Here is a 14,337-nt window from a genome sequence, read left to right as displayed (position 1 = left end):
TCGAGTTCACGAACTAGGCGACCGCCCGGTCGCCCATCGAAAAGGAGATCCCAATGACCCGGAAAGCGCTCGCAGAAGAGATCGCCTTCTACGAGGAGCACTTTGAGGAGTACCGCCGGAAGTACGCCGGCCGGTACCTCCTGATACACGGCGCTGAACTCATCGGCGTCTACGACGACGAGTTGGCGGCCGACTACGAGGGCTACAGGCAGGTTTGGCGAACCGGAACCGAAGGTCACGGCTACCTGGTCAAGAAGGCCGGCGAACCAGCGTTGCCCACCGTGGAGATGCCCATCGTGACGAGGACCATCTCTCCTACACCTCCGGGGGCCAACCGGTAAGGACTCCGCGCATCCCCAAGATCCGGGCGCCCCAGAGTAGAGTGCCGGCCTTCGGCCGGCGCGTTACCTAGCCGCCTTCGGCGGCAAGCGGACCAGAAGGTCCGCGCACCCAGAGAACGGGCATGGCCCTGTTGTGGTTCTCTACTGCAGTTGGGCTGAGCTCGCAGCGGCGTTATGTCATCCGCATGTAGAGAAGTGCGCCACACCGGAGCGGTGCTCTGGGTGCGCGGACCTTCTGGTCCGCTCCGGGCGTAGCCGCGGAGCGGCGAAGCCCGAACAACACAGCCGCCGGCCGAAGGCCGGCGACCTTGATCAGGAACTCCCGACGGGGTCCGGCACCAGTTCCCGGCCCGCCGTCGGCGCCGCGGACGGCGCAGCGCCGCACACGACCTCGAACTCCTGGAACAGATCGTCAGCCAGAGTGGGCCTGGTCGAGGTGAGGTCCGTCGCCGTCACCCGAACCGTCTGGGCGGTTCCCCTGTCCGCGTTGCCCGCCGCGCAGCGGGTCGTGTCGGCCTCCACGTCGATCGTCCACGAGAAGGTGAGTGCGGCGGCCGGGCACTCGTCCGCATTCGCCGAGGCCGAGGTAGCCCCGCCGATATCGACCGCACCGGGGAGATTCAGGGGCGTACTGCCGGTCATTCCGCCGGTCAGTTCGACCATAGCCGTCGGTGCGCAGCCGGTACCCACGAGATGACCCGTCGCGATCGAGAGAGTCGCGGCAACGGGCACGGAGGCGCCCGTCGAGACAGGCCGAACCACCGCGCCGGAGAGCGGATCGCCATCCCCGTCCGCGAGCGTCAGTCGCCAGTCGTCCGCCATGCCCAGGCCGCAATCCTCGTCCGTGGCGTCCATGTCCAGGAACTCTCCGGAACAGGGCGCGGGGGGCAACGCGGCGGCCGGGTGAGGAAGAACGTCGAACAGCCGGTTCGCGTCGTCCGTGAACAGGGTCGCGCCGCCGGAGCCGCGGCCGTCGTCATCGACCATGACCTCGTGCCGCTCGGCCTGAATCTGCGCCACGTTGGGCTCCAGCGGAAGCTGCCGCGGCGCCTGGGCCAGCACATCCATCCGGATCAGCGGCGCCGCGGCGGCGGCTACGTCGGTCCCGACCGGACGGAAGACCCAGTACCAGCCGCCGCTCTCGATGCCGTGCACGCGGAGATCGACCGAGTCCTGCGTCGTGTCGGACTCGCAGTCGACGAGAACCGCCACCAGGCCGCTCCCGGCGTCCGGCGCCGCCTCCTGCGCGAGGGTCGTGCCGCCGCACGTGTAGGAGTACGTGACCGCCGCCCAGCCGTCGTCGGCGGCATTCCGGAGGGCCTGAGCCACGAATCCACCTCCATGGCCGTTGAGCCGGGCATTCATGTTGCTCGTCCCGCGAAGATCCGCAAACCAGGGCGCCGTGTGGAGTTCATCCGCCGGAGCGTCCAGAAACTGAGACGCTAAGGGCGCCGGTGCAAACGCCAGGGCAAGGCAACACAAGGCCCATGCGGCTACGGTTCGATTGTTCTTCATCGCATCCCTACCTCTCGTCGTTTCGCGGCGCGGGAACCAGACACGATCCGCGCCAATCCGCTTCCGACTATAGCCATAGCCAAGCTAGGCGCCGAACTTCGCCAGCTTCCCGGCGTTCGCCAGCAACAGCCCCATCAACTCGCTCGACGGGATCGTGCCGACGGAGCCCCGGATAGCCTCGGCCTCGGTGAACCGGGCGCAGTCGTCCACGAAGCAGCACTCCGACGACAGAAGCAGCGGCACTGCGTGCCAACTGTGGGCCTTCATCGGCGCCGGGGTCGAGTGGTCGCCGGTGATCGCCAGCACGTCGGGGCCCAGCTCCAGCAGGCGCGGCAGCAGCGCGTCGACCTCCTCGATCACGCCGACCTTGGCGGCGAGGTCGCCGTCCTCGCCGGCCATGTCGGTGCCCTTCACGTGGAGGAAGAAGTAGTCGAAGTCCGCCCAGCACTCCGCGAGCCGGTCGAGCACCTGGTCGAAGGACTTGCCGCAGTCGACCACGTCCATGCCGCAGGCCTTCGCCACGCCCCGATACAGGGGATACCCGGCCAGAGCGGCGGGCCGCAGGCGGTGGAGTTCGTCCACGCCCGGAAGCGCCGGCAGCCTGGAGAAGCCCCGGAGCAGGAACGCGTTCGCGCGCTCTTCGGACCGCAGCTCCCGCTGCAGCGCCTCGACGACCGGCGCGATCCGCCCTGCCGTCTCCCGAGCCGCCTCGCCCGAGCCGCTCGCGCCCGCGCCGCCGCTCGCCTCGACCGGCAGCGGCCGCACGCCGAGCTGCTGCGGGTCCGTGTCCGCGATCCCCGCCTCGAGCGCCGCCGTCCCCTCGGCCGCCCGGAACAGCAACACGAACCGATACGCCTCACCCGCATGAACCTCGACCTCGACGCCATCGCCGAGCACCCCGCCCGCCGCCTCGATCCGCCGGGCGAGCAGCCCGCAGATTCGCTCGCACTCCGCCGTCGGGATCCGCCCGGCGCGCCGATCCAGCAGCAGGCCCTCCCCGTCGACGGTGGCGAAGTTCCCCCGCGCCACCACCGTGTCCGGCGCCACGTCCAGGCCAAGGCCCAGCGCCTCCAGCACGCCGCGGCCGATGTCCGCATCCGGCGAAGCGGGCTCGTAGCCGAACAGGGCCAGGTGGCCCGGCCCGCTGCCGGGCGTGATCCCCGGCCCCGCCGGCACCAGGCGGCCCAGCGCCGACCGTGCCGCCAGACTGTCCAGGTTCGGAGTGCGTGCCTCTTCGAGCGCCGTCCGCGGCTGGGCGGCGGTGCGCAGATCGCCGACGCCGTCGAGCACCAGCAGGACGATCCGGCGATCGTTCCGCTGCGCGAGGCGCGTCAACAACTCCTGACGCGTCATGCCGGCACCGCCTACGCCACGAAGTACGCCGATGCCCGGATCTGCACCCGCGCCCGGGGCTGGAAGCCCCCGCCGTGCAGCCGCAGCGCCGTGTCGCCCGACAGCACCGGCAGGACGATCCAGCCGTCGAACGTCTCGCCCCGCTGGTACGGCGACACGACCGGTTCAAGCTCGGCGAGCCGCGTCCAGTGACCGTTCTCCGCGAAGTTCGCCCGCAGCTCGAGGTACGCCTTGTCCAGGTCGATGTTCTTGCCCTCGCGCGGGTGCCACACCGAGACGACGAACCGCATCTCGTCGAAGCGATGCGTGTCCAGGCGCTCGCCCTGCTCGTGCGTCAACGGGTAGACGAACGCTCCCTTGCTGTCGGTCGCGTAGATCTCCGGCGTGGCCGTGAAGGCCACGTGGAGCGGCTGTGCGTTCCGGCTCAACTGGCTAGCGGAAGCCGCGGCGGAGTTCGTTCCGGAACGTCTGGTAGTTCTGGTCGCCGTGCAGGCAGACGACGACGCGTTCCAGCTTCGTGCCGCCCTGGAGGTAGCGGTGGACCTCCGTCAGCAGGATGCGGGCGCAGCGGTCGACCGGGTAGCCGAACACGCCGGTGGAGATCGCCGGGATGGCGATCGTGCGCTGGCCGTTGCGATCGGCCAGGGCGAGCGACGCCCTGACCGCGGCGGCGAGCTTGCGATCCTCGTCGCCCTCGCCCATCCGGGGGCCGACGGCGTGGATGACCTGCCTCGCCTTCAGCGTGCCGGCGCCGGTCATCACCGCGGTGCCGACCGGGGTGCCGCCGATCCGGTTGCACTCGTCCTGAATCGAGGTGCCGCCCTTCTTGCGGACGGCGCCCGCGACGCCGCCGCCAAGCTGAAGGTCCTCGTTCGCGGGGTTGACGATCGCGTCGACTTCCAGTTCCGTGATGTCGCCCTCGATCAGCTCGAGCAGCGTATCGTTCATCCTGACGGCCACAACCTACTCCCAAAGCTGCCCGCCGAAGGCCGCACCGACCCCTTCGTCCAGCGGCCCGCGGAGCGACGGATTTGCAGAACTTGTCGAAGCGCGGCGATTCTATCCCACAGATGAAGATCCCGTGTCACAGGGCATGCGGCAGTTCGATCCGGCAGGCGCCTCCGTGGGCGGCCGTCAGAAGCAGTCCATCTCCCGGCAGGCGGACCTGGTGCGGCTGGTGTTGTCGCTCGCGGAGTAGCTCCGCACGGCGTCGCGTCGCGGGGTCCGACACGAGCCCCTAACCGGTCAGAGGTTCCCACGGACTGACGACATCGACGCCCAGACTTCGGAAGTGGGAGACGTTCCTGGTCGCAACCGTCAGGTGGTGCACAGTCGCCGTTCCCGCGATGAGCGCATCCGCGAGACCCGCGGTCCGGCCTGCGCGGCGCGCCTGGGCGCGCAGCGTCGCCGCATGCTGAGCCACACGGCGCCCGACACCGAGAAGGCGGTTGTCGTGCTCCGTAACGATGGCGGACAGCACGTTCCCGAGTTCGCGCCGGCGGCGCCCCGTGGGAAGCAACCGCAACCCGAAGTGGAGTTCGTGAACGACGATGGTCGAAAGCCAAAGGTCGTCTCTGGAGTTCAGGAACGCCACGACCTGGAGTTCCGGCGCCGACTTCGCCAACTCCGAGACGACGTTCGTGTCGAGCAGGAACCCCCTCAATCCCAATCCCACTCGTCGCCCTGGAAGGGGATCTCGCGCTCAGGCTCGTTCTTCCGGTCGGGGAGTTCGAGTTCCAGCCCCCTGGGCACGTTCTCGACAAGCCACTGCCCGAGCGGCTTCTGCGGCGCAGAGCGCTGATCCCACTCCCGCTTCGGTACAACGACGAACGTGTTCCGTCTACCGATTTGCTGGGGTCCCTCTTGCTCCGCGAGCCGGAGGATCTCCGACAGACGCGCCTTCGCCTCGGCGACTGTCCAGGCTCTTGGCGAATCGGTCTGCTCTGCGTTCACGGGTGGTTCCTCTCGTCGAACATGGTCCAACATAGACCATGTATGGGCCGGGGTCAAGACACAAGCGTGCCGCCGCAACTCTCCGGCCGCCCTGGCGACCCGTCACGGCGTCCTCCGGCCTCGCCGGCGCTCGATCGGAGCGCACCCGAGTAGACTGCCTCTCAGGAGTCACGAATGGCGCAGCAGTGGCAGGACTGGTGGAACCAGGCTCGGCACGACCTGAAGCACGCTGAAGCCGCGCGGAGCGACGAACGGCACGATTGGGCCTGCTTCGCGGCGCACCAGTCGGCCGAGAAGGCCGTCAAGGCGCTTCATCTGGCGCACAGGCAGGAAGCCTGGGGGCACGCCATCGTCAGCCTTCTGGCCGATCTGCCGATGACCGTGCCCGACGAGCTGGTGGAAGCGGGAATCACCCTCGACGGCTTCTACATTCCCGCGAGGTACCCGAACGGCCATGAAGAGGGAGCGCCGTTCGAACACTACGGTCCGATCCACAGCGAACTGGGGATTCGTCTTGCCGGTCACATCCACGACTTCGTCCGTCAAGCACTGGCCGAGCTCTGAGACGGTTCTCGACGCCCTGAACGCCTGGGGCGCGGCAGCCGCCAGACGCCGGGACGACCTGCTCGCGCTCGGCTACTTCGGCTCCTACGCTCGTGGCGACGCAGGCTTCGGCAGCGACCTGGACCTGATTCTCATCGTCGCATCCGACCACCGCCGGTCGATGGAGCGAGCGATCGACTGGCGAACGGACTCCCTCCCGGTTCCAACCGACCTGATCGTCTACACACAGGACGAGTGGCGACGCCTCCAGGCAGGCGGCGGCCGATTTGCACGTACGCTGCAGGAAGAAGCGCAGTGGCTCTGGAACAGCGTCCCGCCGCGTGCGGCGAAGGTGGGCCAGCGCTAGCGAGCGGGTGAACCGGGCATGACCCCTACTTCCCCGCTGAGCACCTAGCGCCGGCAGGCGTCCGGGAACGCCTCGGAATCTGTAACCGCTTCCGCCGGCTTCCCGGGTTGCTTCGTGTACAACCACCTCGCGTGCGTCTCCGTGTCCGTCACCCGGATCTGGAAGCCCAGGTCGGTGGCGGACGCCGCGTACACCCAGTGCTGCCCGTTCACCGCGCAACCGTCCAGCACCTTGATCAGCATCTCCCAGTTGTTCGGGTCGAAGAAGGAATACAGCCCGGAATCCCTCGTGCGGGCTGGAGCGCGTTGGGCCAGGTTGTACTCGCCCCCCGGCGTTGACTGCCACCAGACCACGACCTCATACCGGCCATCCTGGGGGCAGAGAGCCCACGGCGCATCAACGCAGGCTCCATGCGACGGCTGGCCGACCCGGGTCGCCGAGTCCAGCGACTCCAGCCTCGAGGGGGAGCCCGACGGAGGTGCGGCTGAAACCGGGTCAACGGAAGTCGCGAACGCGGTAGCCGCGGCTCCAGCGTTGGCGCTACAGCTCGCAGGAAACGCCCTGCTATCGGTGATCGCCGGCGCCGGCTTGCCGGGCTGATTGCGATAGACCTTCACAGCCCCCGTTACGGTGTCCGTCACGCTGATGGTGTAGCCGAGATCCGTCGTTGACGCCCCGAACACCCACACGTTGCCGTTCACCGCGCAACCGTCCAGCACCTTGATCAGCATCTCCCAGTTCTCGCGGTCGAAGAACCAGAACAGTCCCGAATCGTTCGTGCCCGCGTGAGCCACGCTGGCCTGCCCTTCCGCATCCCCGCCCGTTCGCCATCGGGCACGAACCCTGTAGCGCGAGTCCCCTAGGCAGAGCGTCTCGTGGTCCGGCTCGCAGGTCCCCGCCGGATCGCTCGCCTCGACCAGGAACGTCCTCGATGTCTCTGACTCCCGCACGCCGTCGCTCACCCGGAGCTTCACGTCGTAGAAGCCCGGCTCGAGCCACTCGTGATCGGCTGTAGCGGTGTATGTTGCCCCCACACCATCGCCGAAGTCCCAGCGCCAGGACTGAATCGCGCCGCTGCTTCGATCCACGAACCTCACCACCTGGTCCGTAACCGCACGGCACAGTTCAAGCCCGCAATCGACACCCTCCACCGCGAACGAAGCCATTGGAGGCGCATCGCGAATCGCGACTGTCGTCTGACCCCCTCCACTGACTCCCAGCGGCAGCCGCTCAATACCCACCACGACGAACTCACCGTCATCGACATCGCTATCGCTTGTGGCGGCAAACTCGAACTCGCGGGTCGTAACGCCGTTGCTGAACGTGACCCAGTCCGGCACGTCCGAGTAGTCGGCATCCGTCGCACCGCCCAGGTGCGTCAGGACGAGCGGAATCGCCAGGTCCCGCCCAGGATCCTCGCTCAATCGCACCGCAATCCGGACCGTCTCGCCCTCGGAGACCTCGTAGCGAGACGTCGCAAACGATACGGACACTGGAGGTGCCCCAGCACAGGGAAACGCCGAGATGTCGCTGACCGAATCGGCGGTCTGGCCGAGTCGGTTCGTGTGGGTCCAGACCTGGCCGTCCGGACTCTCTACATGCAGGTTGAAGGCCGCCTCGGTGGCCGGCGCCACGAAGACCGACACGTTGCCGTTGGCCGCACAGTTGTCCTGTACCTTGATCAGGACGTCAACGAGATCGCGATCCGAGAAGTACAGCAAGCCCATCCGGTTCGACTCCAGCCCCCAGTCCCTGGCCTCGCCCGTTTCGCCGTCCTCCGTCTCGTAGCACATGCTCACCCGGTAGCCGCTGAGAAGCGTTAGCGCGGTGCCGTTCGGCTCGCAGTCCGTGCTCGAACCTGCGCTCAACCAAACCGGCGAGGTCACCGCCGGCGGCAGGTCCGCCGGCCCAAACCCCGACTCACTCTCGCTACCCGATGCGGCTGCCTTCGCGGCCGCAATCTCCGCCGTCGTGCACGGGAACGCCGTCGTGTCGCTCACCGTGCGAGCCGTCCGGTCCTTCGGGTTGCCGGCGCGATCGTGAATCTGCTCTTGCGGCCGGCGCTCGGAGTCGTAGTACCAGGTCTGTCTCCGATTCGCGATGTAGGGGCCTCGTTCCGCAATCTGGACTCGGAACGGCAGGGTCGTCACCGGGGCCACGAACACCCAGCGGTGGCCGTTGATCGCACAGCCATCCAGCACCTTGACCAGAATCTCGGCGTCGTCCCGGTCGAAGAAATAGAGGAGCCCCGACTGGTCGGCCTCAAGTTGATAGTCCCACGCACGCCGACGGGAGCCGTCAGAAGTCTCCAGACAAGCATCGACCTGGTAGCCGTCCAGACCGATCCCCGTCGTCCGAACGTAGCAGTCCGTGTTCTCTCCGGGCGCAGTCGGCTCCGGGTAGCGCTCGGGCATGAACTCCAAGTGGAACGTCTCGCTAGCGTTCCAACCCTTGTCGTTGTAGGCGACGATGACAAACGAGTAGCGCCCGATCTTGGCTGTCTGCCCTGGGACCCAGGTTCGCTTTCTGGAGTCGTGGTAGCCCTCCGTGACCTGGATCCCCTCTTCAACTGCCAGGCCTTCGACGTCGACATACCGCGTGCGTGCCGGGAGCGGCTCGCCGAAGCGGCTCCAGATCTCGCCCGGTTTCTCGCCGGACCACTTGCGATACCAGACCTCGTAGCCGGTCTCGACTCCTGAGTTGTCGCGCCAGTAAAGGCGGACGCTGTCGGGGCCAGTCACTCGCGCATCGATTTGGCTGGCGGCTGCCGGCGAATCGGATACCCGCCCTCGCGGCTTCAGGTGAAAGATGTCGCTTGGCAACGGAGCGACGTTTGTCTGCGTGGCCAAATCAGCACGCTCCGGCCCCCGCACGGCGAGCCTGTAGCCGCCGCCCGGCCGCAAACCCGATACCTCGACACCGACCTGGGAACCATCGGCCCTGACGAGCGGCGTCACGTTCGCGTCGGAACCCTCGTAAAGAGGTGGATCGTCTCGATTGCTGCCGTAGTCCCAAAGCCACCGGTAGACGTCGTAGGCCCCTTCAGCGAGCTCTAGCCGCACTTGTCCCCCGTCCTGGGAACGCCAGTCCTCCGACCAGGTCACCCGCACAGTGTCGTGACCCGTCCAGCGGACGCCGGTCACCCTACGCGGATGCTGCTCGGACCTCCAGGGCTCCTCGCCGCTGATCGCAGCCACGGACACCGTCTCGTGAAAGGCACGCTCCACTTCGCTCGTTCCGGCGACGCCGATCGTCCAGCCGTTCGGCTTGTGCCTGACCGAGGAGTAGAAGGGTTCCTTAGAGCCGTAGCGGTCGGGATCGTCCCGGAGATCCTGGCCATAGCTCATGATCGTCATCGGACAAAACACCTGGTCGCCGTGGCCCTCCCTCTTGGCGCACGACGTCAGGTCCGTGTGGCCAAAGCTGTAGGGCCAGCCGTGCCAGCCGTGCTCCCAGGATTGGACCTCCTCGAAGCGGTCGCCGAACGTCGCCGGCTCATGGTTCCCACCAAGGTTGTGGCCGATCTCATGAGCGAAGGTTCCGGGAAACGGCAGGGACCAGCCGGTCAGCACGTACGGATCAAGGCTGCGCCGCACGGTCGCCGCGCCGGCGATAGACCCGAAGCCAACATCGGGAATGAAGTGCACCAGGTCCGGCATGTGCCGCCTCCTGTAAGTCTCCACCTCCGAGTCACCTCCGAATTCGTAGTGCCAAGCACTCTCGTAGTACTTCCCACGGCGGAAATGAAATCCCTGCGTCCGCGGGTGGTTCGCGTGCTTGGGGTCCCAACGCACGGGGATCAGGTTCGCGGTTTCCTTGATTGCGCCATTGCGAAGCGCCATGTTCAGGTAGTCGGCGAGCTGCTGGACGCCCATCGCCGGACCGCCGATCACCCGCCAGAACCGCTCGGTTCCGGTTGTGTAGAGCGTAAGGATGTTCAGACGGTCGTCGCTCGACTGCGCGGCCACTGAACCCTGGCTGTTCGCTGCCGCGGCAACATCCCGCACCAGGTCGCCGGCCGGCTCGGTCCCCGCAGCGCACCAGTCGCCGGCCGGCCCTACCTCCACGGCCAACGAGCCACTGCCGTCCGGTCCAGCGTAGACGACGTACTTCGGGCCGCCCGGCTCCCCGAACCAGCCCACCAAGTACCCGTCCTGGACGGTGAACAGCACGCTCTCGTAACCGGCCCCCGGCACCTCCCCCGTCCACATCAGGTTGCCGCCTCCGCGGTCCTCAAACACCGCGTTCTCGGCCGCAATCATCGAGCCGTCCGGCAGGGGGAGCTCGAGGTAGCCCATGCCGAGCCGCAGGTAGTCGAACTCCACCCGCACTTCCGCCGCCGCGGTGGTTGGGTTGCCCGCGGCCGCGGCGCTGACCGCCATGCCGTTGATCACGATCCGCGAGAGCGGTTGCGCCGTGACTTCCTCGATGCTCCAGAGCTGCTGGGCCGTGGCCGCGGCGGGCAGGCTGATCGCGGCTGCGAGGCCTACGGCGATCCGGGACAGGATAGGGGTGGCTGAGTTCATCCTAGAACAAATCGCTGTCGCCCTTCGTGTAGTACGCCCGGCCCAACCGCGAGTGCGCGTCGCGGCAAACGAACGGCACCTGGATCGTGACCAGCGACTGCGGCTCCGGTCGCCGGACGAACCCGAGGCTGTCCAGTTCCCTTGACCACCAGCGCGGCCGTTCACTGAACCAGCCAACGATCGGGAGATCGGGCGCGCGCATCTCCTCGAGCAGCGCGCGCAGGGCGGGCCGCTCGGCCGGATCGACCAGCGCATCGCCCCACTCCACGCGATCGCGGAACCGCATCGCCGCCACCCATGCCACCAGGCGTCCCCTCCGGTACGCGGCGATCAACCCGGGACCCTCGACCGGGCAGTCGAGATAGCGCCAGCGCAGGTACTCGGCCGAACGCTCGACCAGCAGCCCGTAGCGGCCGCTCACCCGCTCGAACAAGGCGTCGAACGCCGCTCCGACCTCCGACGGCTCCGTGACGCGCCTCAGGTCGTAGTGGCGGCGCAACCGGCTGCCGCGGCCGAGCGGCGCTCCCGGCGGCAATTCACGGTAGGGAGCGTCCTCCACCACCTCGGCTTCGAGAAAACGACAGGAGAACTTCGTGATGTTGCCGGTGTTGAAGCCATAGTTGAAGGCAATCCGGTTCCTGCAGTGTGTGAGATAGAAGTGTCTCCCCGTCCGCGTCAGCAGGCTGGTCGGCCCGCGGCCCACGGCGCGGGCACTTGGGCGGGTCATCGTGTCGCCGACCTGGTGGCTGTCGTCGGGGCTCAGCGGCGGCAGGCCGTGCCAGCGCACCGGGTACGCGCAGTACTGGCAGACGAGCTCGCCGTCGGGCGAGAAGGCAAGCGAGATCCGTGGACCGCCACGTGGATTGTCGACGTACCGCCACTTCCAGTGCTCCGGATCCTGATCGGCACCGAACGTCTCCCGGAACAAGTCGAAGATGCCGTCTTCATCGCCCGGGCGATAGCCGCGCACCCGGTAGCCGTCGCGGCGCCCGCGCACCACGCGGAACGGCGGCGCCGCTTCCTGCCCCGCGACCGGAGCGGGAAGCCCGCCCCGCTCGGCCACCAGCCGGAACCCTCCCTCCAGCAGATCCACGATCAGCCGGTCGTAGCCGCTCGGTGCGGACTCGCCTGCAGCCGCATCGTACGCCCACCCGACGAGCACCTCGTCCGGCAACTCCTCCACGGCGCGGATCGCCTCGGAACCAACCACCACGCGAAGCCCCTCGCGCGGCATCGCCGTCAGACCGCCACGCGGCAGCACGGCCGCCACCGCCTGGTCGAGACCACCTTCCGGCTCCGCGCCGGCACGGCGGCGTTCGAGGCAACGCTGCCAGGCCTCGACCGCCGCGGTGGCCGTCTCCGAGCCGCGCTCCGCGTTCACGAAGGCGATGCTACTTGCCCCGCAGATCGCGGCAGCCCGCGCCGCTCGCCCGAACCGACAGGTCCGCGCGCGCCTCCCGGACCACTTCGGCCGGGAGCTCGAAGTCCGCCGGGGCCTTCGCAGCCAGGCGGCAGCCGGCCGACGGCACGCCCAGAGGCAGGGTCGTAACCTCGATCCACGCCTCGCCTTCCACCGGCGCGGCGGGGAGCGCCGGCGGATCGGCGAAGCGGCGCGGCAGACGCTCGACCAGCCCAAGCAACCCCGCGAACCAGGCGCCGTAGCGCCGACGCCGGAAACGTTTCATCGACTCCTCGAACCATCGCTGGGCCCGAGGCTCACGCTGCGCGCTCTGGTCGTACGCATGCACCGCGCGCGCCGCCGGCGCCAGCACCGCCCGCGCGCCCTTCGCCCGCGCCCGCAACAGCCAGTCGGTCTCCTCGAAGTAGAGCCGGAAGCCCTCGTCGAACGGCCCGACCCGGCGCCAGCAGTCCGCCCTCATGGCGAGCATGGCGCCGGTCAGCTCGAAGCAGGGCATCGGCTCGCTGGCCGACCAGAACGCCCGGGCGCGGCGCCGCCACCGCCGGCGGTACGAACGGCCCCAGAGCTTCGACCGCTCGGCGCAGACCGCGTCCAGCTCGGCGGCGCGCGTGCGGACCTGCTGCGGCGGCAGCATCAGCCGGCCGCCCCGGTCCCAGAACAGCCGTGGACCGGCGACATCCGCCTCGCCCAGTGCCTCGACGAGCGCCCGAAGACACCCCGGCACGACGATGACGTCCGCGTTCATCAGCAGCAGCACGTCGCCCGCCGGCGCGCGGGCGCCGAGATTGACCCCGCCCGCGTACCCCAGGTTGGACGGCGGCTCGATCACGCACGTCCGGAGATGCCCGGTGTCGAGCCGCTCTTCCGGCGACGCCGAGGCCGCCCCGTTGTCCACGACGACGATCTGGACCCTCAGGTCCGCGTCGCGCGCGTCCGCCTGGAGGGCCTCCACCGAAGCCGCGAGGAAGTCCGGCGTCCGGTAGTGGACGATGACCGCCGTGATCGACGGGTCAGATTTCATCCGCCAGGCCGTCCTTCAACCGGGCGAACAGCGCTCCGCCCAGGACCACGGCTCCGGTGGCAAAGGCGATCAGCGGCACCAGGCTGACCCGAAGCCCGCCGCCGAGAAACGCCGCGCGGTAGAGGTAGACCAGGCCAGTCAGCGGGTTGAGTTCCAGCAACTGCCGAAGCGTCCCGTTCTCGATGAAGTTGATCGAGTAGATGATCGGCGTGACGAAGAACCAGGTGTTCAGGATCAGGCCCGTCGCCTGCGCGATGTCGCGGAAATAGACGTTCGCTCCCGCCAGGCCCAGGCCGATGCCGAAGGTCATCGCCGCCTGCAGCACGACCGCGACCAGCAGCAGGGGAAGGCTGGCCACCGACAGTTCACCCAGCAGGGCCAGGACGACGATGAACGCCAGGGCGCCGACTCCGGAGTGGAGCATCGCACCCAGAACCAGGGAAGCCACCAGGAGCTCGGCCGGCAGGAGCATCTTCTTGACCAGGTCGGCGCTGTCCGTAATCGCCGACGCGGAGCGGCTCACCCCCTCGTGGATCGCGAACCAGGGCAGCAGCCCGCAGAACAGGAAAACGGCGAATCTCTCCGTCTGCTCACCCGGGATCCCGAACTTGACCACGTGCGCAAAGACGAACGTGAACAGCGCGAGCTGCCACAGCGGATTGACCAGCGACCACAGGAGGCCCAGGACCGAGCCCGCGTAGCGCGACCGCAGGTTCCGCACGACGAGTTCGCGCAGCAGGAACAGCGACTGCCGCGCGCGGCGGCCGCCGAGCGGGACGGACACGCTCATCAGACTCACTCTAGCGCGGTGGCCGCGCCGCCCCGCGGCCAAAGCAGCGCGGTTCGAAGCCGGGGCCGTTCTCGACGCTCGCGCGACCATCGACGACTCGGATGAGGAACAACCCCACGCGCTCCGCGTACCGTCTCGCCTCGTCCTCGCAATTCAGATAGGCCAGCGCGCCGTGGATCTTCCTATGTCGGTGGGCCGGCTGCCAGTCGAGGAACCTGGACAAGGTGGCCAGGAAGTACTGAATCCACTCGAAGCGCATTGTCGTCTCCAGAAAGACGGCCACGACTTCGTTGCGAGTCGTCGCCATGGGTCCCAGGGCGAACTCCTTGCCGCCGCGCTGGACGTGCAAACCCCCGCACGTCCACTGCACTTCCATGCCGAGAGCCTCCAACGCGGCCCAAAGCTCGCCCCCCACCAGAGCGTCCTCAAGCTCCCCATACCGCAACAGGCTTTCGTACTCGGATCGCTCCGACTGACGATCCAAGTGCGTCCGGTTGACTGACGTCGG

Annotated in this window: 14 protein-coding genes; 3 read left to right on the top strand and 11 right to left on the bottom strand. The window is 68.2% G+C overall.

What is annotated here, in order from left to right; all coding sequences use genetic code 11:
* Positions 1-53: 53 nt before the first annotated feature.
* Positions 54-341 carry a hypothetical protein gene (locus OXG83_16980; GenBank protein MCY3966716.1) on the top strand — a complete coding sequence of 96 codons (288 nt, stop codon included), beginning with the start codon at positions 54-56 and terminating at the stop codon, positions 339-341.
* Between the two features lie 312 nt (positions 342-653).
* Here OXG83_16980 and OXG83_16975 read toward each other — a convergent pair whose 3' ends face one another.
* From OXG83_16975 to OXG83_16950, 6 genes are all read right to left on the bottom strand, one after another.
* Positions 654-1,670, bottom strand: coding sequence for a hypothetical protein (locus OXG83_16975; protein MCY3966715.1), 1,017 nt, complete (start codon positions 1,668-1,670; stop codon positions 654-656).
* A 270-nt stretch (positions 1,671-1,940) separates the two neighbouring features.
* The gene (locus tag OXG83_16970) at positions 1,941-3,209 is read right to left on the bottom strand and encodes a 2,3-bisphosphoglycerate-independent phosphoglycerate mutase (GenBank protein MCY3966714.1); all 1,269 of its coding nucleotides are present in this window, start codon (positions 3,207-3,209) and stop codon (positions 1,941-1,943) included.
* 11 nt (positions 3,210-3,220) lie between these two features.
* Entirely contained in the window at positions 3,221-3,637 is a 417-nt protein-coding gene (locus OXG83_16965) for a hypothetical protein (GenBank protein MCY3966713.1), read from the bottom strand.
* A gap of 4 nt (positions 3,638-3,641) precedes the next feature.
* Positions 3,642-4,157: a macro domain-containing protein gene (locus OXG83_16960; protein MCY3966712.1), complete on the bottom strand. Its 516-nt coding sequence runs from the start codon at positions 4,155-4,157 to the stop codon at positions 3,642-3,644.
* Positions 4,158-4,446: 289 nt separating this feature from the next.
* Positions 4,447-4,878, bottom strand: coding sequence for a type II toxin-antitoxin system VapC family toxin (locus OXG83_16955; protein ID MCY3966711.1), 432 nt, complete (start codon positions 4,876-4,878; stop codon positions 4,447-4,449).
* On the bottom strand, positions 4,869-5,162 hold the full coding sequence (locus tag OXG83_16950) for a type II toxin-antitoxin system prevent-host-death family antitoxin (GenBank protein ID MCY3966710.1): 294 nt from the start codon (positions 5,160-5,162) through the stop codon (positions 4,869-4,871). The genes OXG83_16955 and OXG83_16950 overlap by 10 nt, the downstream gene beginning before the upstream one ends.
* A 174-nt stretch (positions 5,163-5,336) precedes the next feature.
* Here OXG83_16950 and OXG83_16945 point away from each other — a divergent pair, with 174 nt between their 5' ends.
* Entirely contained in the window at positions 5,337-5,726 is a 390-nt protein-coding gene (locus tag OXG83_16945; GenBank protein MCY3966709.1) for a HEPN domain-containing protein, read from the top strand.
* Positions 5,677-6,072, top strand: coding sequence for a nucleotidyltransferase domain-containing protein (locus OXG83_16940; protein MCY3966708.1), 396 nt, complete (start codon positions 5,677-5,679; stop codon positions 6,070-6,072). The genes OXG83_16945 and OXG83_16940 overlap by 50 nt, the downstream gene beginning before the upstream one ends.
* Before the next feature lie 44 nt (positions 6,073-6,116).
* On the opposite strand, the gene OXG83_16935 is transcribed toward OXG83_16940, so the two are convergent.
* From OXG83_16935 to OXG83_16915, 5 genes are read right to left on the bottom strand one after another with little or no spacing between them, the layout of a single operon-like run.
* Positions 6,117-10,598 carry a PKD domain-containing protein gene (locus tag OXG83_16935; GenBank protein ID MCY3966707.1) on the bottom strand — a complete coding sequence of 1,494 codons (4,482 nt, stop codon included), beginning with the start codon at positions 10,596-10,598 and terminating at the stop codon, positions 6,117-6,119.
* A gap of 1 nt (position 10,599) precedes the next feature.
* The gene (locus tag OXG83_16930; GenBank protein MCY3966706.1) at positions 10,600-11,979 is read right to left on the bottom strand and encodes a GNAT family N-acetyltransferase; all 1,380 of its coding nucleotides are present in this window, start codon (positions 11,977-11,979) and stop codon (positions 10,600-10,602) included.
* Between the two features lie 10 nt (positions 11,980-11,989).
* A complete protein-coding gene (locus OXG83_16925) occupies positions 11,990-13,039 on the bottom strand; it encodes a glycosyltransferase family 2 protein (GenBank protein MCY3966705.1) in 1,050 nt (349 codons plus the stop codon).
* Positions 13,029-13,829 (bottom strand): ABC transporter permease, encoded by an 801-nt coding sequence (locus OXG83_16920; GenBank protein ID MCY3966704.1) that lies wholly within the window; start codon positions 13,827-13,829, stop codon positions 13,029-13,031. The genes OXG83_16925 and OXG83_16920 overlap by 11 nt, the downstream gene beginning before the upstream one ends.
* A 10-nt stretch (positions 13,830-13,839) precedes the next feature.
* A complete protein-coding gene (locus tag OXG83_16915) occupies positions 13,840-14,274 on the bottom strand; it encodes a hypothetical protein (GenBank protein MCY3966703.1) in 435 nt (144 codons plus the stop codon).
* Positions 14,275-14,337 lie beyond the last annotated feature (63 nt).

This window comes from Acidobacteriota bacterium (genome assembly GCA_026707545.1).
Lineage (GTDB): Bacteria > Acidobacteriota > Thermoanaerobaculia > Multivoradales > Multivoraceae > Multivorans.
This window is presented reverse-complemented; position numbering and strand designations above follow the sequence as displayed.

Excerpts from the sequence above, each read along its gene's own strand:
- OXG83_16935 (MCY3966707.1), bottom strand. The coding sequence starts at position 10,598 with ATGAACTCAGCCACCCCTATCCTGTCCCGGATCGCCGTAGGCCTCGCA.
- OXG83_16960 (MCY3966712.1), bottom strand. The coding sequence starts at position 4,157 with ATGAACGATACGCTGCTCGAGCTGATCGAGGGCGACATCACGGAACTG.
- OXG83_16920 (MCY3966704.1), bottom strand. The coding sequence starts at position 13,829 with ATGAGCGTGTCCGTCCCGCTCGGCGGCCGCCGCGCGCGGCAGTCGCTG.
- OXG83_16925 (MCY3966705.1), bottom strand. The coding sequence starts at position 13,039 with ATGAAATCTGACCCGTCGATCACGGCGGTCATCGTCCACTACCGGACG.
- OXG83_16970 (MCY3966714.1), bottom strand. The coding sequence starts at position 3,209 with ATGACGCGTCAGGAGTTGTTGACGCGCCTCGCGCAGCGGAACGATCGC.
- OXG83_16980 (MCY3966716.1), top strand. The coding sequence starts at position 54 with ATGACCCGGAAAGCGCTCGCAGAAGAGATCGCCTTCTACGAGGAGCAC.
- OXG83_16945 (MCY3966709.1), top strand. The coding sequence starts at position 5,337 with ATGGCGCAGCAGTGGCAGGACTGGTGGAACCAGGCTCGGCACGACCTG.